Source organism: Microbacterium aerolatum (assembly GCF_007988825.1).
In the GTDB taxonomy this organism is placed as follows: Bacteria; Actinomycetota; Actinomycetes; order Actinomycetales; family Microbacteriaceae; genus Microbacterium; species Microbacterium aerolatum.
Genome location: NZ_BJUW01000003.1, coordinates 18,039 through 44,051, shown reverse-complemented (window position 1 = coordinate 44,051; position 26,013 = coordinate 18,039). Strand labels below are relative to the sequence as shown.

The window sequence follows — 26,013 nt, the reverse complement described above, 5'->3', positions numbered from 1 at the left end:
CGCCCGGCGGATCGAGGAGCGTCAGTCGACCAGTAGCGCGGGCTCCTCAAGAATCGCGGCGACATCCGCGATGAATCGGCTCATGCCGTCGCCGTCCACGACGCGATGGTCGAACGATCCGGCGACCGTGGTGACGTAACGCGGGCGGACCTCGCCGTCGACGACCCACGGCTTCTGGCTGATCGTGCCCATGGCGAGGATCCCGGCCTCGCCGGGGTTGATGATCGGGGTGCCGGCATCCATCCCGAACACGCCGATGTTGGTGATCGTGAACGTGCCGCCCTGCTGGTCGGCCGGTGGCGTCTTGCCGTCGCGGGCCGTGAGGGTGAGGCGGTTCAGGGCGCGGGCGAGGTCCTTCATGCTGAGCTCCTGCGCGTCCTTGATGTTCGGGACGAGCAGCCCGCGCGGGGTCGCGGCGGCGATGCCGAGGTTCACGTAGTGCCGCACGGCGATCTCGGCACCGTTCTCGGTCTCGACCCAGGCGGCGTTGACCATGGGATTCCGGCGCACGGCCCAGATCACGGCGCGGGCGACGATCAGCAGCGGCGACACCTTGATGTCGGCGTAGTCCGGCGAGGCCTTGAGACGCTTGACGAGCTCCATCGAGCGCGTCGCGTCGACTTCCTTCCACACCGTGACATGCGGCGCGGAGTACGCGCTCTGCACCATCGCCGAGGCGCTGACCTTGCGCACGCCCTTGACCGGGATGGACTCGGTGCGCTCGGCATCCGCTCCGATCTGGCTCTGCGTCGGCGCGATGCCGCGCGCGAGCCCGACCGGCGCGCTGGACGGCGCCGGCACGATCTCCTCGCGCACGTCGCCCCACTCCGGCGTCTCGATGTTGCGGAACACGCTCGCCTGCGCCGCGTGCCCCACGACGTCGTCACGCGTGACCTCGCCATCGGACCCGGTGGGGGTGACCGACGACAGGTCGACGCCGAGGTCGCGGGCGAGCTTGCGGATCGGCGGCTTCGCGATCACGCCCACCGAGGAGCGCACCGGGCGAATGGCGGGACGGGTACGGCGCGAGGTCGCACCGGCGCCGGTGCCGTAGCCGACCAGGACCGATCCTCCGGTCTCCTCGCCCGCCGGTGCGGGGTTGGGCGGGGTGGCCGCGGGCCCGGCATCCGACACGAAGCTGATGATCGGCGACCCGACCTCGACGGTCGTCCCCTCGCTCACCAGCAGTTCGCCGACGACGCCCGCATGCGGGGACGGCAGCTCCACGAGCGACTTCGCCGTCTCGATCTCGACGAGCACGTCATTGATCGCGACGGTGTCGCCGGGGGCGACCTTCCAGGCCACGATCTCGGCCTCGGTCAGACCCTCGCCGACGTCGGGGAGGTTGAAGTTCTGCGTTGTCATGAGGTGCCCTTCGATCGGAGAGTCAGTAGGCCATGGATCGGTCGACCGCTTCGAGGATGCGGTCGGCATCCGGCAGGAAGGTCCCCTCGAGCTTGGCGGGCGGGAACGGGGTGTCGTAGCCCGACACCCGCAGCACCGGAGCCTCCAGCGCATAGAACGCGCGCTCCATGACGGTGGCGGCGATCTCGCTGCCCACGCTCGTGAAGCCGGACGCCTCCTGCGCGTAGACCATCCGGCCCGTCTTGCGGGTGGAGTCGAGGATGGGGCCGTAGTCGACGGGCGACAGCGAGCGCACGTCCACGACCTCGCAGCTCGTCCCCTCGCCCTCGGCGATCGCCGCGGCCTGCAGCAGCGTGGTGACCATCGCGCCGTGACCGACCAGGGTGATGTCGGTCCCGGTGCGCACGACGCGCGATGCGTGCAGCGGCGCGGCCGACTGCTCGATCTCGACCTCGCCCTTCTGCCAGTAGCGGCTCTTGGGCTCCATGAAGATGATCGGGTCGTTCGAGGCGATGGCCTCCTGGATCATCCAGTACGCGTCGTTCGGCGTCGACGGGGACACCACGCGCAGTCCGGGTGTGTGCGCGAAGTAGGCCTCAGGGCTCTCCTGGTGATGCTCGACGGCGCCGATGTGTCCGCCGTACGGGATCCGGATCACGATGGGCATCGACACAGCACCCTCGTGCCGGTTCGTGAGCTTCGCGAGCTGTGTGGTGATCTGATCGAACGCGGGGAACACGAACCCGTCGAACTGGATCTCGATCACCGGACGGAACCCGGCCATCGCCAGCCCGATGGCCGTGCCGACGATGCCGGACTCGGCGAGCGGGGTGTCGAGCACGCGCTTCTCGCCGAAGTCGCGCTGCAGATGCTCGGTGATGCGGAACACTCCGCCGAGCTTGCCGATGTCCTCGCCCATCATGAGCACGCGAGGGTCGTCTTCCATGGCCTTGCGCAGCCCGGCGTTGAGCGCCTTCGCGAAGGGCATCGTCTCAAGCGTCACTGCGCTCCTCCCTCGAACGAGGCCTCGTATCGTTCGCGCCACGCGCGCTGCTCGTCGATCAGCGGATGCGGTTCGCTGTAGACGTGGTCGAAGACCGTGTTCGCGGGCGGCGGGCCGAGCTCGAGGGTGCGAACGCGCAGGTCGTCCGCGGCGGCGGCCGCCTCGGCATCCGCGTCTTCGAAGAAGGACACCGCAGCACCCTTGCCCTCCAGGAACGCACGCATGCGCGCGATCGGATCGCGCAGCTCCCAGGACTTCTCCTCGTCGCTGGTGCGGTACTTGGTCGGATCGTCGCTGGTCGTGTGCGCGCCGAGCCGGTACGTCTCGGCCTCGATCGCGCGTGGCCCCTTGCCCGCACGCGCCTCGTCGAGCGCCACTCGCGAGACGGCGAAGCTGGCGAGGACGTCGTTGCCGTCGACGCGGACGCTCGGGATGCCATAACCGCTGCTGCGCTGCGCGAACGGCACTCGCGTCTGGGTCGAGACGGGCACGGAGATCGCCCACTGGTTGTTCTGCAGGAAGAACACTGTCGGTGCCTGATAGCTGGCGGCGAAGACCATCGCCTCGTGCACGTCGCCCTGGCTGGAGGCGCCGTCGCCGTAGTAGACGATCACGGCCTCGTCGCGCTCAGGGTCGCCGGTGCCGGAGCGGCCGTCGAAGTTCAGGCCCATGGCGTAGCCGGTGGCGTGCAGCGTCTGCGAACCGAGCACCAGCGTGTACAGCCGGGTGTTGCCGTTCACCGGATCGGTCGGATCCCAGCCGCCGTGCGAGACCCCGCGCATGAGCTTGATGATCCCCAGGGTGTCGACTCCGCGGATGCGAGTCACCGCGTGCTCGCGGTACGACGGGAAGAGCGTGTCCTGGGCGCGCGCGGCCCTGGCCGAACCGACCTGCGCCGCTTCCTGACCGCGGCTCGGCGGCCACAGGGCGAGCTGCCCCTGTCGTTGCAGGTTGGTCGCCTGGTTGTCGATGGCGCGGATGACGACCATGTCGCGGTAGAACTGCTCCAGCTCCGCATCGCTGATCGCTTCGATCAGGGGGAGGTACTGCTCGGCGGCGGCGTTCGGCGCGTAGCGGCCGTCCGCCTCCAGTACGCGGACGATTGAGGTCTCTGACGAGGTCACCGTTCCACGCTAGCCGCCCTCGCATGCCCCGTCACGTATAGCTAGGACGCCCTTGCAAGTGCCCGGAATGCAGAGAATGGCGCCTTATTGCCGGGCTGCCGCGGCCACCCGCAGCACCTTCTCGATCGACTCCTGCTCGCCGACGGAGATGCGGATGCCGTCGCCCGAGAATGGCCGAACCACGATGTCGGCGGCGCGGAAGGCGTCGGCGATCTCGTCCGTGCGCGCGCCGGCGGGCAGCCAGACGAAGTTCGACTGCGTGTCTGGCACGTCCCACCCCTGGGCGCGCAGTCCCTCGGCGAGCGCGGTACGCCGGTCGACGATCACGGCGACGCGATCGAGCAGCTCGGCCTCTGCGTCGAGGCTCGCGATCGCCGCGACCTCGGCGGCGGAGGTGACCGACAGCGGGATGCCGGTGGAGCGGGCGGCATCCAGGACCTTCGCGTGACCGACCGCATAGCCGACTCGGAGTCCGGCGAGCCCGTACGCCTTGGAGAACGTGCGCAGCACGACGACGTTAGGGTGCTGCTCGAACACCCGCTCACCGAGCCCGTCGACAGCGCCTTCTGCGGTGACGAACTCCGCGTACGCCTCGTCGAGGATGATGAGGACGTCCTGCGGCACGCGGTTCACGAACGCCTCGAACTCGGCGCCGGTGACGATGGGTCCGGTGGGATTGTTCGGCGTGCAGACGATGACGGCGCGTGTGCGGTCGGTGACGGCATCCGCCATGGCGTCGAGGTCGTGACGGCCGCCCTCGGCGAGTGGAACCTGCACGCCGGTCGCGCCGGAGACCAGCACCAGCCCGGGGTACGCCTCGAAGGAGCGCCACGCGTAGACGACCTCGTCGCCAACGGACGCCGCGGCCTGCACGAGCTGGTAGAGGATCGCGACGCTGCCGCTGGCGACGTGCACCTCGTCGAGGCTCACACCGTAGCGGGCGGCGAGGCGCTCGCGCAGGCGGGTGGCAGTGGCATCCGGGTATCGATTGACCGGGGTCGTTCCCCGAAGCGCCTCGAGCACCGAGGGCAACGGCTCGAACGGGTTCTCGTTGCTGGAGAGCTTGAACGCATCGGGGCCCGCCTGCTTGCCCTGCCGGTACGGCGCGAGGGCGGCGATCTCTGGGCGGATGCGGGGAAGGATCGGCTCGGTCACGAGTCCGAGTCTACGAGCGTGGAAGCCTGGTGCCGACGGGATTCACGGTGGTACCATTTTGGTATGGCGATGAACGTGCGGCTTCCGGAAGAGCTGGATCAGCGCCTCGGCGAGCTCGCAGCTCGGCGGCACACGTCGAAGCATGCGCTTCTCATCCAAGCTGCCGACCGTTTCCTCCGCGAGGAAGTGACGACCGAGCAGGCAGTGACCATCGCACTCGATGTGGCCGATCGATACTCCGAACTGATGAAGAAGCTCGAAGACGCATGACCGTCTACGTCGAGCTCCCACATGCGGTCGGTGTGCTCGAAGCGCTGGGTCTTCACGTGCGCGACATCGGACTTCTGTCGTCTGCCCTCGCGCGGCCCTCCAGCTCGATGTTCGGCACCGAGGCGTACCCCGAACTCGAAGTCAAAGCAGCGGCCCTGCTCTCGTCGCTGAGTCAGAACCATCCACTCTTCGACGGAAACAAGCGGTTCTCGTGGGTGATCACTCTGACGTTTCTTGAACTGAACGGCGTGGTGATCGACATGGACGTCGAGACAGCGTTCGCGCTCGTGCTCCGCGCTGCGCAGAATCAGGCAAGCCTCACAGAGATCGCCGAGGCGTTCGGCGCGCACATCCGCTGACGGCTCCTTGCTTCGAACTGTCGCAGATTCTGCGGCACCTGCCCGCTGTGAACGCGATCGTGCCAGACTGAACGCACCATGCGCTTCATCATCCGAGTCATCGTCAACGCATTCGCCATCTGGGTGGTGACGCTGATCCCTGCGCTGCAGGTGCAGATCCGGCCGTTCGCCCCGGGCGAGACGCTGCAGCTCGTGCTGACGCTGCTCGCGGTCGCGGCCATCTTCGCCCTGGTCAACACGATCATCGGAACGGTCATCAAGATCGTGGCGTTCCCGCTGTACATCCTCACCCTCGGCCTCATCGGCTTCATCATCAACGGGTTCCTGCTCTGGCTGACCGCGTGGATCACCTCCGGGTTCGGCTGGGGCCTGACCGTCGAGTCGTTCTGGTGGGGCGTCGTCGCGGCGATCATCATCACGATCATCAACGCCGTGTTCGGAGCCATCCTGCGCCCGCAGAAGCGCAAGCGCCGCGACTGACGCGATCACTCCCGCTTCGCGACGTACTCCGTCGACTCGATCGACACGGCCTCGCCCAGTTCTCTTGTCTTGTCCCGCCAGGCCTCGAGACGTACGTCGTCGGACGCGTCGACCATCTCGGCGGTCTCGGTGTAGCCCTCCATCATGTGCGGATGCAGCCACACGTCGTGCACGTGGACAGCGGGGTCGCCGACACGTGTGACGACGAGACTGTCGGGCGATCCCGACCCGCCGGGCAACCCGCCCCCGGCGAGGCTGTTCACCATGTCATCCGTGTGCTCCAGTGCGATCAGCAGCTGATCCTCGTCGAGCGTCGGACGGAGCGGGCTTCCTGCGGTCACCTGCACGCTGACGTCGAACTCGCTGCCCGATGACAGGTACGCGGCATTCATCGCACCCTGCGAGTGCGCGTAGACGTGGACCTCGTCACCGGGCTGTGCGCCGGCCGCCTTCAGGGCATCGACGGTCGCCGCATACGAAGCCGACTCCTGTCCGGTGTAGAGCTCGAGATTCGACTGCATGTCGAACGGCTCGTCCGGGTCGATGACGCTGCTCGGCTGCGTGCCCTTCGAGTACAGGATGAAACGGCTGGTCCCGTCCGCCATCGTGTACTTCTCCACCTTGAGCTGCGCGCCGGACGAATCGGGGAACCGCCGCAGCGCCTCGGCGATGCTCGTAGGCGGGCCGATCGGTGAAGTCGTCCGCACCGGCGTCACCGAAACCGGCCCACCGCTGCCCGACAGCGTCGCTTTCGGCGGAAGCCTTCCCATCCCCGAAGCGCCGATCGCCGCCGCCAACCCGATGATCACCCCCAGGTCGGAGCCCACGCCGTGACCGGGCCACAGATTGCCCAGATCGAACTGCTCGTCCAGCCCCTCGAACCGCCTCTTCTCCCACTCTGCGATCAACCACTTCTCCATCTCGACGACGCGCGGGTCGGATGCCTCGAGCTCCGCGATCCGGTCGAGAAGGGCATCCGTCGGCGGCGCTCCCTGGATCGCGAGAGCATCGAGCTCGGCCCGTCGCTCGACGAGTTCGTAGACGTCGGCCATCAGCCGCGTGTTCTCCCCCGCCGTGCGGCACTCCTCGTGCAACTCCTCCGCGCGGTCCGCGCTCCCCCACAACGCGACCGTGTCGACCCGGGTCGCAGCCATCGGCAGATTCACCAGGCACCCGTGCGCTCGGCGCACAGCGGACGCGGCATCCGCGAACCTCGGAGCCAGCGCGACCAGCGCGTCGGCGACAGTGCGCAGCGCCTCGGGGTCAACGGCGATCGCGCCGCCGTGGGTGATCTCCAGTCCGTCGCTCATGAGGCCGCCAGGGCGTCGATCTCCCAGAGCCTGCTGTTCAGCTCGCCGACCTCCGAGGCGGTCCGCGCCCTCGCCTCGACGATGAGCTCGTGCAGCGCCATGACGCCCTTGGCGTGCCATTCGCTGGCGTCGACGAGGGGCAGCAGCGCGGCACCGGCGTCCTCGAGCGCGGAGAGCGCTTCGCCCAGGGCGCGACGGGCGCAGTACCAGGACCAGAGGGCATCCGAACTCCACCCGTCGGCCGCGATGATGTTGAGCATGCCCCCAGGATGCGCCGCCCCGGCGACCCGCCGAACCGCGAAATCCGCGAACCGGGTACAGGTCCGGTCGCGACGACGATGTGCAGAAGAAGACGCGACGACGTATTCGAAGGTGTGCACAAGCGGCCGTGAGCGGCAGAATGGACGGGTGTCCCCGTCCGATCCCTTCCGCGTCATCTTCGTGTGCACGGGGAACATCTGCCGCTCGCCGATGGCCGAGGCGGTGTTCCGCGATCTGGCAGAGCATCAGGGAGTGGGGCCGCTCATCGTCTCCAGCAGCGCGGGCACGGGCGAGTGGCACGTCGGCGAGCGCGCCGACGAGCGCACCCTCGAGGCGCTGGACCGCCGCGGCTACGACGGCTCGAAGCACCGCGCGAAGCAGTTCACCGCGGCATCCTTCGAGGAGAACGATCTCGTCGTCGCCCTCGATCGCACGCACGAGCGGATCCTCCGGGAGTGGGCGCGTGACGAGGATCAGGAGGGCAAGGTGACGTTGCTGCTCGCCTACGATCGCGACGCCGACGGCCTCGATGTGCCCGACCCCTACTACGCGGACACCACGATGTTCGACGCGGTGCTGGCTATGATTGAGACCGCGACCCGAGGCCTGTTCCGGCAGCTCGAGCCCGCGCTTCGTCAGAGCCGCACGACGCCCCGCTCCACGCCCCGGATCTGAGGGGCCCGATCAGGAGGATTCCCCTGACTTCCCCGAACGCCTTCCCCGTCCAGCCGCTCAGCCCCCTCGACGGACGCTACCGTCCGGCCGTCGCCCCGCTCGGCGACTACCTCTCCGAGGCGGGCCTGAACCGCGCTCGGGTCGAGGTCGAGGTCGAGTGGCTCATCGCGCTGACCGATCGGTCGATGTTCGGCACCGCGCCGCTCGCCGAGGCTGACAAGGATCGCCTGCGCGGCCTGTACCGCGACTTCGGCCAGGCCGAGATCGACTGGCTGGCGGAGAAGGAAGCCGTCACCCGTCACGACGTCAAGGCCGTCGAGTATCTCGTGCGCGACCGCCTGTCGTTGCTGGGCCTGGACGCCATCGCCGAGCTCACCCACTTCGCCTGCACCAGCGAGGACGTCAACTCGGTCTCGTACGCCCTGACCGTCAAGCGCGCGGTCGAGAACGTCTGGCTGCCGGCGCTGGATGCCGTGATCGCGAAGCTGCGCGAACTCGGGGTGGAGCACGCGGATGCCGCCATGCTCTCCCGCACGCACGGACAGCCCGCCACCCCCTCGACGATGGGCAAGGAGCTCGCGGTCTTCGCGTGGCGCCTGGAGCGCGTGCGCGAGCAGATCGCGGCATCCGACTACCTGGCGAAGTTCTCCGGCGCGACCGGAACCTGGTCCGCGCACCTCTCGGCCGACCCCGACGCCGACTGGCCGACGATCGCACGCGAGTACGTCGAGGGACTGGGTCTGGGCTTCAACATCCTCACCACTCAGATCGAATCGCACGACTGGCAGGTCGAGCTGTACGACCGGGTGCGTCACGCCGGCGGCATCCTGCACAACCTGGCGACCGACATCTGGACCTACATCTCGATCGGCTACTTCACGCAGATCCCCGTCGCGGGCGCGACCGGGTCGTCGACCATGCCGCACAAGATCAACCCGATCCGGTTCGAGAACGCCGAGGCGAACCTCGAGCTCTCGGCGGCCCTGCTGGGCTCGCTCTCGCAGACGCTGGTGACCTCGCGGATGCAGCGCGACCTCACCGACTCGACCACGCAGCGCAACATCGGCGTCGCGTTCGGGCACTCACTGCTCGCGCTGGACAACCTGCGCCGCGGGCTGGGCGAGATCTCGCTCGCCCGCGAGGTGCTGCTCGATGACCTCGACCACAACTGGGAGGTCCTCGCCGAGGCGATCCAGACGGTCATCCGTGCCGAAGTCGTCGCCGGCCGCTCCACGATCAGCGACCCCTATGCGCTGCTGAAGGAGCTCACCCGCGGGCACCGCGTCGGGGCTGCGGAACTGGCCGAGTTCGTCGAGACCCTCGAGATCGGGGATGCCGCGAAGCAGCGTCTGCTCGCTCTCACTCCGGTGACCTACACGGGCATCGCCGAGCGCCTCGCTAAGTAGGGCGCGCTCCGCGGGTCAGGATGCCGAAGGCTCGGCGCCAGCGGAACCCTGACTCTTGGCGTCGGAGGACGGCGTGCCGTCGGACTCCTCGTCGAACAGCACGGGCCGGTCGAGGGTCTTCTCCTGATACTCGCGAGGGTCGACGGCGAGGATCAGCATCGACATGATCAGCAGCGTCACGATGAACGCGCCTCCGCCGACGACGAGGCCGAGGCCTACCGGCGTCAGCCCCTGATACGTGCCGCTGGCGATCGCGTTGTTGACGCGTGCCGTGAAGGCCCCCGTCGACACGAGGGTCACGACCGTGGCGAACACGCCGGCGGCCAGGGCGATGCCGAGCAGATGCAGCGGACGCAGCAGCTCCCGGCGGGTGGACTTCTTCTCGCTCACGCGGCTCCTCCCGTGTCGACCGAATCGCTCGCGGCGTCGGCGGTCTCAGCATCCTTCACCGGCGCGGCGCGGCGTGGCGAGAACCCAGCGATCGCGAGGAAGACCGCGACGATCGCCGAGTACCCGCCGAACATGCCGACGGCGAGGATGATCCCGGAAAGCGTCAGCGCTTCGGGGCCGACCGAGTACTGCAGGACGTAATCGGCCGGGATGAGCAGGAGGACGACGGCCAGCACCAGACCCAGCGCACCGATCGTCATGGCATCCTTCGCACCGGGATCGGTGCGTCGTGCGCGAAGACCGGCGATGAGCTCGACCAGACCGGTCGCCGCGGCCCAGACGATCACGACGATGAAGAATGCGGCATCCGTGCGCCAGGTCGGGATGCCGCTCACAATTGCGGCGGCGAGGTCGAGGGCGGCCAGGAGGATGAAGGGCCAACGGTTGCCGGCGGATGCCACGACCCAGGCGGCCAGGATCAGGATGAACCCGCTCGCGGCGGCGAACCCGCCGAAGACGGAGAAGCCGATGACGGCGGAATGATCCGGCGAGAACGTGATCATGAGCGCTGCCGCCGCTGCGAAGAGCGCGCGCAGCAATTGGACGTGGCGCACGGTGAACGCGCGAGCTGGGGCAGACATGACGATTCCTCGGTCCGAAGTGGTCCCTCCAGTCTACGCGGGGCCGCGGAGGGGGAGCACCGGCTGCGGCAGGCGGCCCTACCGCACCACGGCTGTCGCCGTCCGCAGGTGCGTGAGCACCTCGTGGCTGATCGAGCCGAGGAAGAAGCGGGCGATCGCACCGCGGCCGTGGGAGCCGACGACTGCGAGTCGGGCCTCGGCGGCGAGATCATTGATGATCGCGGAGGGGTACCCGCGCAGCACCTTCGTCAGGATCTCGAGGTCGGGGTACTTTCCGCGAAGACCGGCGATCGACAGGGCGAGGGTCTCCTCGGCTGCGTGTTCGAGGGCCTCCAGGTACGCGTCGGAGTACATCAGCGCGTTGCGCGGCTTCGCGGCCATCGGCGTCCAGACCGTCACCGCGATGAGAGGTTCGCGCAGGCGGTCCGCCTCGGCGGCCGCGAACGCGATGGCCGCTTCCGAGACCGGCGAGCCGTCCACGCCGACGACGACCCCCGTGCCCCCGGTGACATCGCGATCCGGTACGACCACGACCGGCACCGCTGCGGCAGACGCGATACGGATGCCGCGGATGCCGCGAGCAGGACCCTCATCGGGGCCGCGGTAATCGCTGCCGATCACGAGCATCTCACCGCCGGCCGAGGCCTCGGCGAGCTGTGTCACCGGGTCGCCATGAAGCACGGCGGTTGCCACCGTGAGGCCGGTCGGGCGCAGCGCATCGGCCTGAGCGGTGAGCCACTCATCGGTCAGTCGCTCGGATTCCGCGAGCAGTTCGCCCTCGCCGACCACGCCCAGCGCACCGCCGATGACGGAGACGATCAGCAGCTCACGTTCGAACTGGTGCGCCCGTTGGGCGGCCCACGCGAGCGCGCGCTCCCCTGCAGAAGTCTGTTCGATGCCGACGACGATCTTTGCGCTCATGGTGAGTCCTCCTACCATGAGGCTAGCGGCACGGGCGCTGACCGGGCAGACCGATCGCCCCGCGCGCACATGCGGGGCTCAGCGGATGCTCCCCCAGAACGATCCACGAACCCCGCATTGCACGCAGGAGAGCGCTGCGTCGGCGGAGGCGTGTGCAGAATCGGGCCCAACTGCCACGTCCTACCGCTCGACCGGCGCAGGGCGCCTCGGGCCCGAGGCATCCTGGTCTGGTCGTATGCTCGAGATTACGTCGTCACCCGTCACATACCCAGGGAAGGGCTGTGATGCCGGCAGAGCACACCACCCCTACGGAGCATCGTCCGGAATTCTCAGCGACCCTGCGGGCCGCGATCGATGCCCGCCGCGTCACTCTGGCGTGGCTTCGGGAACGGCTCGCGGCGAGCGGCAACCCGGTGGCTGCCGCCACACTCAGCTACTGGCGCTCGGGCGCCCGCCGCCCTGAGGGCGCCCAGTCCCTCGCCGCTGTCGAGGAACTCGAGACGCTGCTCGGGCTCGAGGTCGGCACTCTGCTCTCACAGATCGGCCCCAACCAGCGCGTCGGGCCGATCGGAACGCCGCAGTACCCGCTCGAGCAGGCCCGCCTGGAACAGGCGACCACCGAGACGTTCATCGCACTCGGCGCCCCTGCGATGGACCCCGGTCGTGACGTGTCGACCACGGCTGTGACCGAGGTCGCCGCCGACGGAAGCGTGATCTCGCGCACCACCCGCACCCTGCTGCAATGCACGTCGGGCACGATCACGAACGTGCCATACCTCGACCTCACGCCCGGCGTCCGCACCCCCGCGCCGATCTTCAGTGTCGTCTCGGGCGGACACATCTCGCGGCGCCATTCCCATCCGAGCGGCGAGGTGCACGGCGCGATGTTCGAACTCGAGCGTCCGCTCGGCCCGGCGCAGACGACCATGCTGGAGTGGAAGCTGGAGTTCCCGCCAGGGTATCCGTCCACTCATGAGACCGGGCACGGCGTCGCACGCCGGGCGCGCGAACTGGTGCTGTGGACCCGCTTTCACCCCGACGCCCTGCCGGCATGGATCGAAGAGGTCGAGGAGACGCCCTCCGCCACGACCGTGACCCCGCTCGACCTTGACGGGGCGACGTCGATCCACCAGGTTCGCCAGAACTGGGGACCGGGGATGCTCGTGCTGCGATGGGGCTACGACGAGCGGGACTGATGTTCCGCCCGTCCTGATAATACGAATTCGGGCTGCCGTGGTTCGGCCTCGCACGCCCGTGCTCGTCGCAAATAATGCGCATTATCAGCTTGACCCCTCCGCAGCCTCGCCAGCAGACTGCTTTCTCGTCACACCCGAGTTCCCCACCGCCCTGAGCGTCCGATCGAGGAGGATCGATGCCGCGTCACCGCTTCACGCAGGCCGATGTCGCCGCGATGGCCGGCGTCAGCCAGTCCACCGTGAGTTTCGTCCTCAACGGCAGCGCCCCCGCCGGGGTGCGCATCTCGGAAGAGACGCGCAGCCGCGTCCTCGACGCCATCCGCATCACCGGCTACTCCGCGAACCCGGTCGCCCAGCGTCTGGCCGGCGGCCGCAATCAGATCCTCGGCGTGTTCACCTACGAAGCGACGTTCCCCCGCGGCGGCCAGGACTTCTACGGAGCGTTCCTCGTCGGCATCGAGCACGCCGCAGAGCAGCTCGGCGTCGACATGCTGCTGTTCACCTCCGCACGCGTGGTCGACGGCCGGCGCCAGCTCGCCCGAGACGGGTGGCAGCGCCTCGGCATCGCCGACGGATGCCTGCTGCTGGGACAGCACGAGGACCAGGGCGAGCTCCAGCATCTGCTCGACACCAACTACCCGTTCGTGTTCGTCGGCAAGCGCGCCAGTGAGGGACGCGTCCTCCCGTACGTCGGCGCAGACTACGTCGCAGCCACCGCGCGCCAGGTCGAACGCCTCGTCGCTGCGGGTCACCGGCGCATCGGGTATGCGGGACTCCAGGGCTCCGATCAGTCGACGCTGGACCGTGTCGAGGGCTATCGCCAGGCCATGCGCGCTCATGGGCTGCCGCTGCGTTTCGTCGACGTACACGACGTGGCTGTCGGTGCGGAGGAGATCGCCGAGCGCCGGCTCACCGGCATCCTCGTCGCCCCCGACAACGCACCGGACGAGCTCGCGGAGGCGCTGGAGGCACGCGGCCTGCACGTGCCGCGGGATATCTCGATGCTGCTGCTTGGCCAGCCGATCCACCAGAGCAGAGGCTCCCGCCGGTGGTCCGGGTTCACCGTCCCCCGTGAGGAGATGGGCGCGCGCGCCCTCGTGCTCCTCTCCCGCATCGTCGAGCGGGAGAGGGGAGGCGGCCGCGGCCCGAGCGCCACTGCGCTGGACGACGCCGACCTGCACCAGATCCTCGACTGTCCCGAGGCCGACGGCGAATCGCTCGCCCCGGCTCCGGCATCCATCCGCACCGAAACCGAAGGACCCATTCGTGACCGATCCTGACCTCACCACCGACATCCTCATCGTCGGAGCGGGCCTCGGCGGCGTCGCCGCCGCCCTCGCCGCCGCCGACCGCGGAGCGAAGGTGATCCTGACCGAGGAGTTCGAATGGATCGGCGGCCAGCTCACCTCACAGGCGGTGCCGCCGGATGAGCACCCGTGGGTCGAGGAGTTCGGCATCACCGCCCGCTACCGGGCGCTGCGCGACGGCATCCGCGACGTGTACCGCCGCCGCTACCCGCTCATCGACGCGGCACGCGACCGCGTCGACCTGAACCCCGGCGCCGGCTGGGTATCGAAGCTGTGCCACGAGCCGCGCATCGCGGTGGGCGTACTGGAGGAGATGCTCGCGCCTCACCGCTCTGCCGGGCGGATCACGCTGCTCCGGCGCCGCCGGCCGATCGCCGCGACGACCAACGAGGAGCGCGTGACCTCCGTCACTCTCGCCTCCGAGATCGGCGAGGAGGACATCACCGTCCGTGCCGCCTACGTGCTCGACGCGACCGAGACCGGGGAGCTGCTGCCCCTGACCGGCACCGACTACGTGACGGGCTTCGAGTCGCGGGCAGAGACCGGAGAGCCCAGCGCACCGGAGTCCGCCCAGCCCGACAACGTGCAGGCTCTCAGCGTGTGCTTCGCCGTCGAGCACATCGAAGGCGACCACACGATCGAGCGCCCGGCCCGCTACGACTTCTGGCGCGAGTACGCCCCGTCGGCGTGGCAGGGGCACCCGCTCCTGTCGTGGACGGCGCCCAACCCGCGCACCCTCGCGATCGACACCCGCGCTTTCGACCCGAACCCGGGCGATGACGCCCTCGCCGTCGACGCGGATCAGTCCAAGAACGCCGGCGACCAGAACCTCTGGTTCTTCCGGCGCATCGCCGCCCGCGACCTGTTCACTCCCGGCTTCTACAAGAGCGACATCTCGCTGGTGAACTGGCCCAGCATCGACTACTTCCTCGAACACGTGCTGGACGTCCCGCGCGAGACCGAACTCGAGCGCTACGAGGACGCACGGCAACTGAGCCTGTCGATGCTGTACTGGATGCAGACCGAGGCGCCCCGCCCCGACGGCGGCACCGGCTTCCCGGGGCTCCGGCTCCGGCCCGACGTGATGGGCTCTGCGGACGGTCTCGCCCAGGCCCCGTACCACCGCGAGTCGCGCCGCATCCGTGCCCTCACCACGATCACTGAGAACGACGTGTCGTACGCGGTCCGCGGCGACGCCGGAGCCACCAGGTACGAGGAGTCGGTCGGCGTCGGCATGTACCGGATCGACCTGCACCCCTCGACCGGCGGAGACACCTACATCGACGTGGCATCCACGCCGTTCGAGATCCCGCTGGGCGCGCTCATCCCGCAGCGCACCGTGAACCTGCTCGCCGCCAACAAGAACATCGGCACCACGCACATCACCAACGGCTGCTATCGCCTGCACCCGGTGGAGTGGAACATCGGCGAGGCCGCCGGCCACCTGGCCGCCTACTGCGCCGCCGGCGGGACGACCCCGCACGAGGTGCACGCCGATTCCGGGAAGCTCGCCGACTACCAGGCCGAACTGGATGCCACGGGCATCGAGCGGCACTGGCCCGACGGCCGCGTGTACGCCTACTGACTTCGCACCCCGACCCGAGATCACACAGAAGAAACCACAGAGAAGGAGAAAGCATGAGCCCTCAGACCTCACGACGACGCCTGTCGCTGACGGCGGGTGCCGGCATCGCCGCCGTCGCCCTGGTCCTTGCCGGATGCAGCGGCTCCGCGGGCGAGGCCGAGACGCCCGACGAGCCCGTCGACCTGCGCATGGCGGTCTGGACAGCCGACGAGACGCAACTGGCCCTGTTCCAGGAGATCGCCGACGCCTACATCGCGGAGAACCCGGATCTCGTCGCCGAGGTCACGTTCGAGCCGATCCCGTTCGCGGAGGGCTGGGATGCCGCCCCGTGGAGCGAGGATGGCACGCAGTGCACGTTCACGGATCCGGCCATGGTCGACGCCATGACGTGGGTCCATGACGCGGTCTTCGCCGACAAGGCGATCCCCGGCCCCGGCGTGACCGCCGACTTCTTCGCCGGAGAGTCGGCGATGACGATCACGCAGATCAGCCGCGCATCCGCCCTGGACGACTCGTTCGCCTGGGACATCGTCCCGCTTCCCGCCGGGCCCGAGGGCAAGCAGAACGTGATCGGGCAGGCCGGCATCGGCGTGTTCGCGAACGCGGAGCATCCCACCATCGCCGCGGACTTCCTGGCCTACTTCACCAATCCGGAGAACGCCGAGAAGCTCGCGACGTACTTCCCGCCGCCGCGCGAGTCGCTGCTGAACGCCCAGACGCTGGGAGCTGCCAACCCGAAGCTCAGCGAGGAGCAGCTCCAGGCTGTGGTCGTCGAAGGCATCCAGGATGCCGTCACCAAGCCGACGCACGCGAACTTCGCGAAGCTGCAAGATGTCGTCCGCGCCGAGCTCGACGCGCTGTGGACCGCTGACGCCGACGTCGAGGCCGTGCTCGAGGACACCTGCGCCACGATCACCCCGCTGCTGGAGGGCTGAGAGCGCATGACCTCCACCGCCGTCAGGTCGACGGCCGATACCGCGGAGCGGAGGGGACAGCCGGACCGTCCTCGCCGCTCCGCGGCTGGTCGCCCGCGTCGCTCCGCCCTCGCACGGCGCGACTGGGTGGTCGGCTACACGATGGTCGCCCCGGCCGTGCTCGGGGCGCTTGCGTTCGTCATCGCGCCGCTGGTCGCCGTGTCCTGGTTCTCGCTGCACGATTGGAATGTGCTGGCGAACACCTTCGTGTTCTCGGGCACCGACAATTACGAGCGGATGCTGTCGGACCAGGGTCTGCACGACTCGCTGCTCGCGAGCCTGTGGTTCTCGATCGGGCTGGTCGTTGTGAACATCGCCCTGGCGCTGTTCCTCGCAGTGATGCTGAATCAGAAGCTGCCGGGGACGACGACCTTCCGCACCTTCTTCTTCTCGCCGGTCGTGGTGTCGCTGGTCGCGTGGACGATCGTCTGGAGCTTCCTGCTGCAGGCGGACGGCGGCATCAACGGCTTCCTTTCGCTGATCGGCATCGACGGCCCGAACTGGCTGCGTCAGGACTTCACCGCGATGCTCTCGGTGATCATCGTCCAGGTGTTCAAGAACGTCGGCATGAACATGATCCTCTTCCTGGCGGCGCTCCAGGGCGTGCCGGAGGAGATCATGGAGGCCGCACGCATCGACGGCGCCGGCGCATGGCGCCGGTTCCGGTCGATCACGCTCCCGATGATCAGTCCGACCATCCTGCTCGTGTCGATCCTGACCATCGTCGGTTCCCTCGAGGTGTTCGCCCAGATCGCCGTGCTCACCGGCGGCGGCCCCGGCAACTCGACGACGGTGCTCGTGTACTACCTGTATCAGCAGGCGTTCCGGTTCAACGACTTCGGGTACGCCAGCGGCGTCTCGGTGCTGCTGTTCGTCATCGTCCTGATCCTCACCCTCATCCAATGGCAGACGCGAAAGAGGTGGGTGTTCCATGAGAACTGATGCCCCGACGGCCCCCGACGATCTGGACACCACCGCCGTCGTCACCGAATCGGCACACCGTCCTCGCCGCGTTCCGGCAGGTTCCTCCCGGACGAAGCGCCGGTGGACCTCGGTCGCCCTGATCGTGCTGCTCGCGGTGATCAGCATCCCGTTCATCCTCCCCACCTGGTGGATGGCGACCTCCAGCCTGAAGCCGATGAGCGAGATCCTGCGGAAGGTGCCGACGCTCTGGCCGGAGAATCCGAGCTTCGATGCGTACGGGGCGGTCTTCCGGCTGCAGCCGTTCGCGCAGCAGTACTGGAACAGCCTCTACATCGCGGTCATCGTCACGGTCGGGACGCTGCTGGTCGCGGCGATGGCCGGTTACGCGTTCGCGCGGATCCGCTTCCCCGGCGCGAACGCGCTCTTCCTGATCGTGCTGGTCGGACTGCTCGTGCCCAGCGAGGTGACGATCGTGCCACTGTTCCGTCTGGTGAACGGCATGGGACTGATCAACACCCACTGGCCGCTCATCGTCATCCCGATCTTCGGAGCCCCTGCGGTGCTGTCGATCTTCATCATGCGGCAGTTCTTCCTCGGTCTCCCCACCGAGCTGGAGGAGGCGGGACGCATGGACGGCCTCGGACGATGGGGCATCTTCTGGCGGATCGCGTTCCCGCTGTCCCGGCCTGCGCTGGCGGCTGTGGCGATCTTCACGTTCCTGAAGTCGTGGAACCTGTACCTCGAGCCGATCGTGTACCTCTCCAGCAAGGACATGTTCACGCTGCCGCAAGCGCTGACCCAGTACGTGGACGCCTACGGCGGCCCGATGTGGAACGTGCAGCTCGCGGCGACCACGCTCACCGTGGTGCCCGTGCTGCTGGTCTTCCTGTTCGCGCAGAAGCAGTTCGTGCAGGGGCTCGCGCACTCCGGGCTGAAGGGGTAAGCGGAGCTGTCGCTACTCCCCCGTCGCGATCGGGCGGTCGGGGGAGTTCGACCACTGGCTCCATGACCCGTGGAACAGCTTCGCGTCGATCCCGGCCTCGGCGAGGATGAGTGCCGTGTGGGCCGCCGTGACTCCGGAGCCGCAGTACGCGGCGACCGGAGTGCTTTCGGTCACGCCCGCTTCGGCGAATGCGGCGCGGATCTCGTCAAGGTCGCGCAGCATTCCGTCCTCGGCGACGTGCACGGTGTCGGGAAGGTTCACGGCCCCGGGGATGTGCCCGGCGATCGGATCGATGGGTTCGGTCTCGCCGCGGAACCGCTCTGCGGCGCGCACATCGATGAGCACGCCGCGCTCGGGGAAGGCCGCGGCGTCGTCGATCGTGAGGCTGTCGGCCGAGATGTCGTCGAGGGTCACCGTGCCCGCGGTGTATTCGACGGATCCGCTCTCGATGTCGCCGCCCGCTGCCTGCCAGGCCGCCCATCCGCCGTCCAGCACGCGCACGTCGACGCCGCCCTTCCGCAGCAGCCACCAGGCGCGCGCGGCCGGCCCTCCGCCGGCGTCATCGTAGGCGACGACCGTGTCGCCGTCGTCGATTCCCCACCGGCGGGCGGCGTTCTGGACCTGCTCGGTCGACGGGAGGGGATGCCGTCCCTCGTCCGGCCGGCCGTGCCGGGACAATTCGTCCTTCAGATCGACGAACACCGCACCAGGGACGTGACCGGCGAGATATTGGTCCTGGCCATCCGTACGGCCCAGCTTCCAGCGCACGTCGAGGGTGCGCACGCCTCCCGCACGGATCAGTTCTGCCAGCTCGTTCGCGCTCACAAGATGTGACATGACCCAAGGCTATGACCACCCGGCCGTGGCGTGGGCGATCCGCATCGCATCACGTCACGGCCGGGTTCGGGGTCAGACTCTGCGGCGACGTGCCACCAGCGCCACCCCGAGACCGAGCAGGAGCAGTAGCGCGCCGAGCGACAGGGCAGGCATGGAGTCGGCACCGGTGGACGCGAGACTCGCGTCGCCACCGCTCACCGCTGCGCCGGTCACCTCGAAGGAGATCGTCACCGCTCCCGACTGCGCACCGGTCAGCGTCACCGTGTGGGTGCCGACTTCGGTGTCAGCAGGGATCGTCCATGCGAACGACACCGAGCCGTCGGCTCGGTGTCAGCAGGGATCGTCCATGCGAACGACACCGAGCCGTCGGCGTCCGCGATCCGCGTGCCCAGCGGAAGCGGATCGGAACGCATCACCCCGGTGACACGCTCGCCGGGTACGAACCCGCCGGCCGAGACGGTCTGCGTCTCGCCCTGCGCGACCGAGGCGGATGCCACGGCACCCTCCGGGCCGGAGGTCCCCGGGTCCGTTCCGGGATCCGTTCCCGGGTCGGTTCCGGGGTCCGTTCCGGGATCAGTTCCCGGGTCGGTTCCCGGGTCGGTTCCGGGGTCCGTGCCCGGGTCGGTTCCGGGGTCCGTGCCCTCTGCGCACGCGGCCAGCTCGTCCTCGTTCGGGGTGAACCGGAGCCAGTCGAACCGGGCATCGATGTCGGGCGCAGCGGTCGCCCCCCTGAAGGCGGACACGCCGACACCGGTGGGTGCGAGCACGTCCGTCTCGATCGGCTGCCCGATCCGGATGAACTTCGTGCCGTCTGTGGAGAGCGATGCCGTGATCCACTCGTCGTCACCGGTCACTCGCAGCCACACGGTGCCGCCCATGTCGGCGGGCGGGAACACGCTGTCCTCCCATGTCCAGCTGTCGAATCGTTCTTTGCCGTTGTTCTTCCAGGTGAAGTCGAACCGCTGGCCCTGCTTGGCGAACGACCAGACGAGCTTGGCGTTGTTCGCGTCGTCGCGGTAGAGCACGAGTCCGGCCTGCTGATACTGCGCGGCCGGCGCATACTCCAGCTCGGTCGTCACCTCCCACGCGCCATCCGGCACGGGCAGCTGCGGGATCGTCGCCCCGTCGATCGACGTCGTCGGCGACGAGAGCACGAGCGCGCCGTTCTCGACGCGGATGCGATCGGCGCCGTCCCGGACGACCGACCAGGCGTCTGCGAGCGACTCACCGTCGAACTCGTCGGATCCCTCTGCTGTGCACTGCTCGTACATCGGATCGTCCGGGCGGGTGTTGAGCGGATCGCGGACTCCGTCGGGGTCGAGCACGGCGTGGGCGAGCGTGGTGCCGCTGCGTCCGCCGATCTCGAAGATCAGGTGGGTGACGCCGTCCTCCTCGACGATCTGCGGTGAGCTGGTGCGGCCCTCCTCCGGCGGGAACGGACTCGGGATGTACAGGGGCATCGGATCGCCCACGCTGCGCAGATTCTCATCCAGCCGCTTCGCGAAGATCGTCCCCGAGCTCGATCCGTAGAGCACGTACTGCACGCCGTTCCACTCCCAGATCTCGGGGCCGGCCACGTTCGTGCCCTCCACCGCGGTGGGCTCGACGACCCAACCGGGCTGGGCCTCCCAGTCGACCATGTCGTGCGAGTAGGCGAGCCCGATGCGGCGCACGTTCGAGGTGTCGTTGACCATGAAGAACATCGCGTACTCCCATCCGTTCTCGGGGAACGGGTTCGGGAAGATGCGGTTGTACGAGGTCTCGGTGGCGTTCTGACCGAACTGCTCGGTCGTCATCACGACCCCGCCGTAGTCGAAGTGCACGCCGTCGGCCGAGGTCGCATAGCGGTCGGTGGTGTTCTCGCCGTGGAAGTACAGGAACACCTGGCCGGTGTCCTCGTTCCAGACGGCATCCGGCGCCGAGACATGCGAGACGTCGTAGATGCCCTCCCACACGTTCGACACGAGCGGATTGGTCTCGTACTGCGTCCATGGCCCGTTCAGCGAATCGGCGTACATGAGGTTTATGCCGCCCGGCGCATCGTGCGGGGCGTAGTAGACGTACCACTCGCCGAGCGGATCATCGAGATGTTCACCGGCATGGAACACCGAGGGGAAGATGAACTCATTGCCCGGGTTCCAGGTGTCATCGGTGAACCGATCGATGATCGGTCCCTGCGTCGTGAAGACCGGCAGCTCGTCGTCTGTCGCTGCAGATGCCGCGTTCGCACCGGCACCGGCGACTAACACGGTCATGACGAGCGCCAATGCGGCTGTCGCCGCGGCGATTCGTCTTCGAATGGCCATGGACTGCTCCTTTCGGCGCCGGCGTCGGCGCCGCTCAGGCAGGGCGGATGCCCAGCGTTACAGCGCCCGATCGTACGCAGGCGGTGCTGTCGCCGTCACGGCCATAATGCGCATTATTTGGCGGTTTTTCGCATTATCCGGATGCTGTGGCGTGTACCGCCCGGACATAGGAAGGGCACCACGGCAGATTCGCCGCGGTGCCCTTCCGAGAGGTTCTGAGCCCGGTCAGTCGTCGTCCTCGTCGGAGTCCTCGTCCTCGTCTTCGTCGTCGTCGGACTCCTCGGAGTCGTCCTCTTCGTCCTCGGGTGCGATCTCGATGACCTCGTCGCCCTCTTCCAGGGCGTCCACGTCGTCGGCATCCTCGGTGTCGCCGTCAGAGGCATCCGTGTCGACCACGCCCTCCGGGCGGATCAGCTCTCGCACCTCGGCCATGAAGCTGTTCAGCTGCTGCTGCTGCCAGCGCAGCTGGCGGGTGCGGTCCTCGGCATCGCGCAGCACGTCGGTGGTGTGACCCGTGACGGTGCTGACGATCTTCTGCGCCTTCTGGCGCGCGCGATCGAGGGTCTCGCGGGCGCGCACCTGCGCGTCGGCCTCGATCGCCTGCGCCTGCGAGCGCATGAGCCGCTCGTAGTCGTCGGCCTTCGCCGAGATGCGCTTGGAGTGCTCCAGCGACGAGGTGACCTGTTCGTTCGCGTCGGCGGTGATGCGTTCGGCGTGCGCGACGGCCTGGTTGTGCAGCAGCAGGAACTCCTGCTGCGCGTCGTCCTGCCGGCGGGTGAGGGTCTCTTCGAACTCGAGCACGCGTGCATTCATCTCGCGGACCTCGCGTTCGGCATCCGCTCGCTGCTGCGTCGTCTCACGGGTGACCATCGAGCGCAGCGCGGCCGCGCCCTTCTCGGCCTCGGTGCGGATGGTCGCGGCCTCCTGCTCGGCCTGGTTGACCTTCTCGGTGGCGTGCGCGGCCTCGCGCTCGATGCGCGCCTCGTGCGCCGTGTACTCGGTGTCGATGCGCAGCCGCACCTGGTCGGCGTCGTGCTGCGCCTGGGTGGTGACGCGGTCGACCTCGGCGGCGAGCTCTGCGCGACGGCCGTCGGCTTCTTCGCGTGCGGCCTCCAGCAGACGCTCGGCCTGGACGGCCGCGTTCTGGATCAGGACGGAGGCCTGCTCCTCGGCGACCCGGAGAACGGCCTCGAACTGCAGTCGGGACCCCTCGGTGTCCTCTTCGCTGCGCGGACTGTCGACGAGCTCGTTCGACAGCGCGGTGACCTGCTGCTCGGCTTCGTCGACCTGCGCGCGGGCGGCGGCGAGATCGGCCTCGAGGGCGGCGATCCGCTTCTCGTCTTCGGCTCGGGCCTCGTCGATGCGCTCCTGCTGCTGCTTCTCGATCTCGGCGATGCGCTCCTCGCTCTCGGCGATCCGCTCCTCACTCTCCGAGCGGACGGCTTCGACTTCCGACCGCACGGCCTCGACGTCGCGGTCGACGCCGGCGCGGGCCTCTGCGAGTTCGGCATCCGCGCGCTGCACCTGCATGCGCAGACCCGCGATCGCGGCATCCACCTCTCCGCGGTCGTACCCGCGGAAGCCGATCGTGAAGCTGCCCTGTTCGCGGGTCTGCCCCTGCGCGAGCTGGTCGAAGAAGTCCGCCCCCTGCTCGTCGGTGCGGTTCTCGGAGTCGTTCATGGGACACCTTTCGGAGCGATGCTCGCCGCGCGCTCCATGGCACCAGTGATCGGCGCAGGGCGTTCGGCTCGCAGCAGACAGGGGGAGACGAGTCGTGAGGCTCGGGCACCAGCCTAATGAGCACAACTCTGTATCGGAACCGTGAGGGCGGATAGGCGGCCGGTCGTCGTCCTGGCCGGTCGCTGCTCAGTCGCTAAACTGCCGAAGTCCCCCGAGTGAAGGATCCCGCGATGCCGCGTTTCGACCTGCCCGCAGAAGAGCTGCGCACTTACCGGCCCGAGGTGGCCGAGCCCGCCGATCTCGACGACTTCTGGGAGCAGACGCTCGCGGAGTCCCGCGCGCTCGCCCAGCCCATCCGGCTGCGTCGCATCGACTCGCCGCTGCAGTCCGTCGAGGTCTATGACGTCACCTTCAGCGGTTTCGGTGGCGACCCGATCGGCGGCTGGCTTCTGCTGCCTGCGGATGTGGACGAGCCTCTTCCTGCCGTCGTCGAGTACAACGGGTACGGCGGCGGCCGCGGGCTGCCGCACGAGCGGCTGGGATGGGCGGCATCCGGTTACGCGCACTTCTTCATGGACACCCGCGGCCAGGGCAGCGGGTGGGGAACCGGCGGCGTCACTCCCGATCCGTATGGCTCCGGACCGGCCATCCCCGGGTTCATGACCCGCGGGATCCACGACCCGAACGAGTACTACTACCGCCGGGTGTACACCGACGCGGTTCTCGCGATCGATGCGATCCGCTCGCTCGACCGGATCGACGCCTCACGGGTGGCGGTCACCGGCACGAGCCAGGGTGGCGGGATCACGATCGCCGCCGCCGCGCTCTCCACCGGACTGATCGCCGCGATGCCCGATGTTCCGTTCCTGTGCCACTTCGAGCGCTCCGTCGGGCTGACAGACCGCGATCCCTATCGTGAGATCGTCCGCTACCTCTCCGTCCACCGGGGTGCCGCCGAGCGCACCTTCCAGACGCTGTCGTACTTCGACGGTGTGAGCCTCGCCCGCCGTGCCACCGCGCCCGCACTCTTCTCCGTGGCGCTCATGGATCCGGTGTGCCCGCCGTCGACCGTGTATGCCGCACGCAACCACTGGGGCGGTGTCGCGGACATCGTCGAGTACGCCTTCAACGAGCACGAGGGCGGCCTCGGCGTGCAGTGGGAGAAGCAGGCGGCGTTCCTCGCGGAGCGGCTGGCCGGCTGACGCGGCCTGGCGTTCTGCTCTGAGCAGAACCGCTGTCACGGCATCCGATCGCGGGGTTAGCGTGAGGCATGGCCGAGATCGTCGCGTTCCCCCGTCCCTCGAATCACCGCCCGCCGAGCAGGCCCGAGCCGCTCTGGCGTCACGTGCTCGGTGATCAGCTGCGTCGTCGGCGGCACGGAAACGAGGAGACGCTCAGCGAGACGGCTGCCAAGGCCGGCGTCTCGCCGCAGTACCTCTCCGAGGTCGAGCGCGGGCTGAAGGAGCCGTCCAGCGAGATGATCGCCGCGATCGCGGGGGCCCTGGACACGACGCTCATCGAGCTCGCCAGCAGCGTGGCCGACGAGCTGCGTGCGGTCTCGGCGCCGGTATCCGCTGCCGTGTCCGCCGGCCGAGGCGCACTCGCCCTCGCGGCCTGAGTCAGGCCGCCGTCCGCTCGCCGAGGACCGTGTCGATGAGGCCGTAGTCCAGGGCGGCGGATGCCGTGAACACCCGATCCCGGTCGGTGTCGGCACGCAGGTCCTGCACGGTTCGGCCGGTGTGCCTCGCCAGGATCGTCTCGAGATCGGAACGTACTCGCACGACTTCGTCGGCGGCGATGATGAGGTCGGGGATCGCTCCGCGCGACTGTCCTGCCGGTTGGTGCAGCACGATACGGGCGTGGGCGAGCGCCGCCCGCTGCCCCGCCGCCCCGGCCGCCACGAGGAGCGCCGCCGGCCCGATCGCCTGGCCCACGACGGTCGTCGCGACGGCCGGGCGGATGTGCTGCAACGTGTCGTAGATCGCGAGCGCGGCGCCGGGGTCGCCACCCTCGCTGTTGATGTAGCACTGGATGCCGGTGTCGGGGCTGTCGGCGTCCAGATGCAGCAGCTGCGCGATCAGCGCGTTCGCGACGCCGGCGTCGATTCCGGTGCCGAGGTAGATGACACGCTCGGCGAGCAGGTGCGAGTAGACGTCCATCACGCGCTCACCTCGGGGATGCTGCGCGATGACGTTCGGGATCGTGTAGCTGCTCATGAGTTCGCTCCTTCCCGGGCGGATGCCGCGGCATCCGATCCCAATCCGACCCGTGCGCGGCGGCGGGGGAAGACCTCGGCGATCGACGTGACGATCTCGTCGATGAAGCCGTACTCCTGTGCCTCGTCGGCGGTGTACCAGCGGTCATGCAGAGAGTCCTCGAAGATGCGCTCCACCGGCTGACCGGTGTCGTCGGAGATGAGTCCGAGCACGGTGTCGCGCATCTGCCGCAGATCGTCGGCCTGCACCTCGATCTCGACGGCGGAGCCGCCGATGCCCGCCGAGCCCTGATGCATGAGGACGCGGGCGTGGGGCAGCGCCCGGCGCTTGCCCTTCGTGCCGCCGGAGAGGAGGAACTGCCCTGCGCTCGCGGCGACTCCGAGCGCGAGGGTGGCAACGTCGTTGGGGATCAGCTGGATGATGTCGCGGATCGCCAGCATCGACGGCACGGAGCCGCCCGGCGAGTGGATCCACAGGGCGATGTCGGCCGCGGGATCCTCGGCAGACAGGGTGAGCAGCTGCGTCATCAGCAGCGTGCCGTTGTCGTCGTCGAGGGCGCCGTCGAGCACCAGGATCCGGTCGTGGAACAGGGCGCGTCTGGCCTCGGGGCTGAACTGCGGGACGGGGTTCTCTTCACTCATGGCTTCAGCCTGCGCCTGGCCACGAGTGCCCGCGCCGGAATCTG

Annotated in this window: 28 protein-coding genes; 13 read left to right on the top strand and 15 right to left on the bottom strand. The window is 68.7% G+C overall.

The window, feature by feature from the left end; all coding sequences use genetic code 11:
- Positions 1-21: 21 nt before the first annotated feature.
- The 4 genes from MAE01_RS03980 to MAE01_RS03965 form a co-directional block, all read right to left on the bottom strand.
- Positions 22-1,365 carry a dihydrolipoamide acetyltransferase family protein gene (locus tag MAE01_RS03980; protein ID WP_147038266.1) on the bottom strand — a complete coding sequence of 448 codons (1,344 nt, stop codon included), beginning with the start codon at positions 1,363-1,365 and terminating at the stop codon, positions 22-24.
- Positions 1,366-1,387: 22 nt separating this feature from the next.
- Complete coding sequence (locus MAE01_RS03975; RefSeq protein ID WP_147038520.1) at positions 1,388-2,353, bottom strand: alpha-ketoacid dehydrogenase subunit beta; 966 nt, start codon at positions 2,351-2,353, stop codon at positions 1,388-1,390.
- Positions 2,354-2,364: 11 nt separating this feature from the next.
- Positions 2,365-3,492: a thiamine pyrophosphate-dependent dehydrogenase E1 component subunit alpha gene (locus MAE01_RS03970; protein ID WP_147038265.1), complete on the bottom strand. Its 1,128-nt coding sequence runs from the start codon at positions 3,490-3,492 to the stop codon at positions 2,365-2,367.
- A gap of 84 nt (positions 3,493-3,576) precedes the next feature.
- Positions 3,577-4,647, bottom strand: a complete 1,071-nt coding sequence (locus tag MAE01_RS03965; RefSeq protein ID WP_147038264.1) for a histidinol-phosphate transaminase — start codon at positions 4,645-4,647, stop codon at positions 3,577-3,579.
- Positions 4,648-4,710: 63 nt separating this feature from the next.
- On the opposite strand from MAE01_RS03965, the gene MAE01_RS03960 reads away from it, so the two are divergent.
- From MAE01_RS03960 to MAE01_RS03950, 3 genes are all read left to right on the top strand, one after another.
- Complete coding sequence (locus tag MAE01_RS03960) at positions 4,711-4,917, top strand: CopG family ribbon-helix-helix protein (protein ID WP_147038263.1); 207 nt, start codon at positions 4,711-4,713, stop codon at positions 4,915-4,917.
- The gene (locus MAE01_RS03955) at positions 4,914-5,276 is read left to right on the top strand and encodes a type II toxin-antitoxin system death-on-curing family toxin (protein WP_147038262.1); all 363 of its coding nucleotides are present in this window, start codon (positions 4,914-4,916) and stop codon (positions 5,274-5,276) included. Before MAE01_RS03960 ends, MAE01_RS03955 begins: the two co-directional genes overlap by 4 nt.
- A 78-nt stretch (positions 5,277-5,354) precedes the next feature.
- Entirely contained in the window at positions 5,355-5,756 is a 402-nt protein-coding gene (locus tag MAE01_RS03950; RefSeq protein WP_147038261.1) for a phage holin family protein, read from the top strand.
- A gap of 5 nt (positions 5,757-5,761) precedes the next feature.
- On the opposite strand, the gene MAE01_RS03945 is transcribed toward MAE01_RS03950, so the two are convergent.
- Complete coding sequence (locus tag MAE01_RS03945) at positions 5,762-7,066, bottom strand: hypothetical protein (RefSeq protein ID WP_147038260.1); 1,305 nt, start codon at positions 7,064-7,066, stop codon at positions 5,762-5,764.
- Positions 7,063-7,326: a hypothetical protein gene (locus tag MAE01_RS03940; protein WP_147038259.1), complete on the bottom strand. Its 264-nt coding sequence runs from the start codon at positions 7,324-7,326 to the stop codon at positions 7,063-7,065. Before MAE01_RS03940 ends, MAE01_RS03945 begins: the two co-directional genes overlap by 4 nt.
- Before the next feature lie 148 nt (positions 7,327-7,474).
- Here MAE01_RS03940 and MAE01_RS03935 point away from each other — a divergent pair, with 148 nt between their 5' ends.
- The gene (locus tag MAE01_RS03935; RefSeq protein ID WP_267901838.1) at positions 7,475-8,002 is read left to right on the top strand and encodes a low molecular weight protein-tyrosine-phosphatase; all 528 of its coding nucleotides are present in this window, start codon (positions 7,475-7,477) and stop codon (positions 8,000-8,002) included.
- Between the two features lie 23 nt (positions 8,003-8,025).
- The gene (gene purB, locus MAE01_RS03930) at positions 8,026-9,408 is read left to right on the top strand and encodes an adenylosuccinate lyase (protein WP_147038257.1); all 1,383 of its coding nucleotides are present in this window, start codon (positions 8,026-8,028) and stop codon (positions 9,406-9,408) included.
- A 15-nt stretch (positions 9,409-9,423) separates the two neighbouring features.
- On the opposite strand, the gene MAE01_RS03925 is transcribed toward purB, so the two are convergent.
- From MAE01_RS03925 to MAE01_RS03915, 3 genes are all read right to left on the bottom strand, one after another.
- Entirely contained in the window at positions 9,424-9,798 is a 375-nt protein-coding gene (locus MAE01_RS03925; RefSeq protein WP_147038256.1) for a hypothetical protein, read from the bottom strand.
- The gene (locus MAE01_RS03920) at positions 9,795-10,439 is read right to left on the bottom strand and encodes an acyl-CoA synthetase (protein ID WP_147038255.1); all 645 of its coding nucleotides are present in this window, start codon (positions 10,437-10,439) and stop codon (positions 9,795-9,797) included. Before MAE01_RS03920 ends, MAE01_RS03925 begins: the two co-directional genes overlap by 4 nt.
- Before the next feature lie 78 nt (positions 10,440-10,517).
- Positions 10,518-11,360, bottom strand: a complete 843-nt coding sequence (locus MAE01_RS03915) for a universal stress protein (RefSeq protein WP_147038254.1) — start codon at positions 11,358-11,360, stop codon at positions 10,518-10,520.
- Between the two features lie 284 nt (positions 11,361-11,644).
- Here MAE01_RS03915 and MAE01_RS03910 point away from each other — a divergent pair, with 284 nt between their 5' ends.
- The 6 genes from MAE01_RS03910 (at position 11,645) to MAE01_RS03885 (ending at position 18,289) form a co-directional block, all read left to right on the top strand.
- The gene (locus MAE01_RS03910; protein WP_147038253.1) at positions 11,645-12,556 is read left to right on the top strand and encodes a hypothetical protein; all 912 of its coding nucleotides are present in this window, start codon (positions 11,645-11,647) and stop codon (positions 12,554-12,556) included.
- A 176-nt stretch (positions 12,557-12,732) separates the two neighbouring features.
- A complete protein-coding gene (locus tag MAE01_RS03905; RefSeq protein ID WP_147038252.1) occupies positions 12,733-13,836 on the top strand; it encodes a LacI family DNA-binding transcriptional regulator in 1,104 nt (367 codons plus the stop codon).
- Positions 13,823-15,448, top strand: coding sequence for an FAD-dependent oxidoreductase (locus MAE01_RS03900; protein WP_147038251.1), 1,626 nt, complete (start codon positions 13,823-13,825; stop codon positions 15,446-15,448). The genes MAE01_RS03905 and MAE01_RS03900 overlap by 14 nt, the downstream gene beginning before the upstream one ends.
- Before the next feature lie 53 nt (positions 15,449-15,501).
- Positions 15,502-16,383: an extracellular solute-binding protein gene (locus MAE01_RS03895; protein WP_147038250.1), complete on the top strand. Its 882-nt coding sequence runs from the start codon at positions 15,502-15,504 to the stop codon at positions 16,381-16,383.
- Positions 16,384-16,389: 6 nt separating this feature from the next.
- Positions 16,390-17,364, top strand: coding sequence for a carbohydrate ABC transporter permease (locus MAE01_RS03890; RefSeq protein WP_147038249.1), 975 nt, complete (start codon positions 16,390-16,392; stop codon positions 17,362-17,364).
- A complete protein-coding gene (locus tag MAE01_RS03885; RefSeq protein ID WP_147038248.1) occupies positions 17,354-18,289 on the top strand; it encodes a carbohydrate ABC transporter permease in 936 nt (311 codons plus the stop codon). Before MAE01_RS03890 ends, MAE01_RS03885 begins: the two co-directional genes overlap by 11 nt.
- Before the next feature lie 12 nt (positions 18,290-18,301).
- Here MAE01_RS03885 and MAE01_RS03880 read toward each other — a convergent pair whose 3' ends face one another.
- The 4 genes from MAE01_RS03880 to MAE01_RS03865 form a co-directional block, all read right to left on the bottom strand.
- Complete coding sequence (locus MAE01_RS03880; protein ID WP_147038247.1) at positions 18,302-19,126, bottom strand: sulfurtransferase; 825 nt, start codon at positions 19,124-19,126, stop codon at positions 18,302-18,304.
- 72 nt (positions 19,127-19,198) lie between these two features.
- A complete protein-coding gene (locus MAE01_RS03875) occupies positions 19,199-19,387 on the bottom strand; it encodes an LAVTG motif-containing sortase-dependent surface protein (RefSeq protein WP_147038246.1) in 189 nt (62 codons plus the stop codon).
- On the bottom strand, positions 19,384-21,381 hold the full coding sequence (locus tag MAE01_RS03870) for a beta-xylosidase family glycoside hydrolase (protein ID WP_147038245.1): 1,998 nt from the start codon (positions 21,379-21,381) through the stop codon (positions 19,384-19,386). The genes MAE01_RS03875 and MAE01_RS03870 overlap by 4 nt, the downstream gene beginning before the upstream one ends.
- Positions 21,382-21,657: 276 nt before the next feature.
- The gene (locus MAE01_RS03865) at positions 21,658-23,112 is read right to left on the bottom strand and encodes a coiled-coil domain-containing protein (RefSeq protein ID WP_229718111.1); all 1,455 of its coding nucleotides are present in this window, start codon (positions 23,110-23,112) and stop codon (positions 21,658-21,660) included.
- A 230-nt stretch (positions 23,113-23,342) separates the two neighbouring features.
- Here MAE01_RS03865 and MAE01_RS03860 point away from each other — a divergent pair, with 230 nt between their 5' ends.
- Both MAE01_RS03860 and MAE01_RS03855 read left to right on the top strand, forming a co-directional pair.
- Positions 23,343-24,314 carry an acetylxylan esterase gene (locus MAE01_RS03860; RefSeq protein WP_147038244.1) on the top strand — a complete coding sequence of 324 codons (972 nt, stop codon included), beginning with the start codon at positions 23,343-23,345 and terminating at the stop codon, positions 24,312-24,314.
- A 68-nt stretch (positions 24,315-24,382) separates the two neighbouring features.
- Positions 24,383-24,730 (top strand): helix-turn-helix domain-containing protein, encoded by a 348-nt coding sequence (locus MAE01_RS03855; RefSeq protein WP_147038243.1) that lies wholly within the window; start codon positions 24,383-24,385, stop codon positions 24,728-24,730.
- A gap of 1 nt (position 24,731) precedes the next feature.
- Here the strand turns inward: MAE01_RS03855 and MAE01_RS03850 are convergent, their stop codons facing one another.
- Complete coding sequence (locus tag MAE01_RS03850) at positions 24,732-25,328, bottom strand: ClpP family protease (protein ID WP_147038242.1); 597 nt, start codon at positions 25,326-25,328, stop codon at positions 24,732-24,734.
- Positions 25,325-25,969, bottom strand: a complete 645-nt coding sequence (locus MAE01_RS03845; RefSeq protein ID WP_147038241.1) for a ClpP family protease — start codon at positions 25,967-25,969, stop codon at positions 25,325-25,327. Before MAE01_RS03845 ends, MAE01_RS03850 begins: the two co-directional genes overlap by 4 nt.
- Between the last annotated feature and the right edge of the window lie 44 nt (positions 25,970-26,013).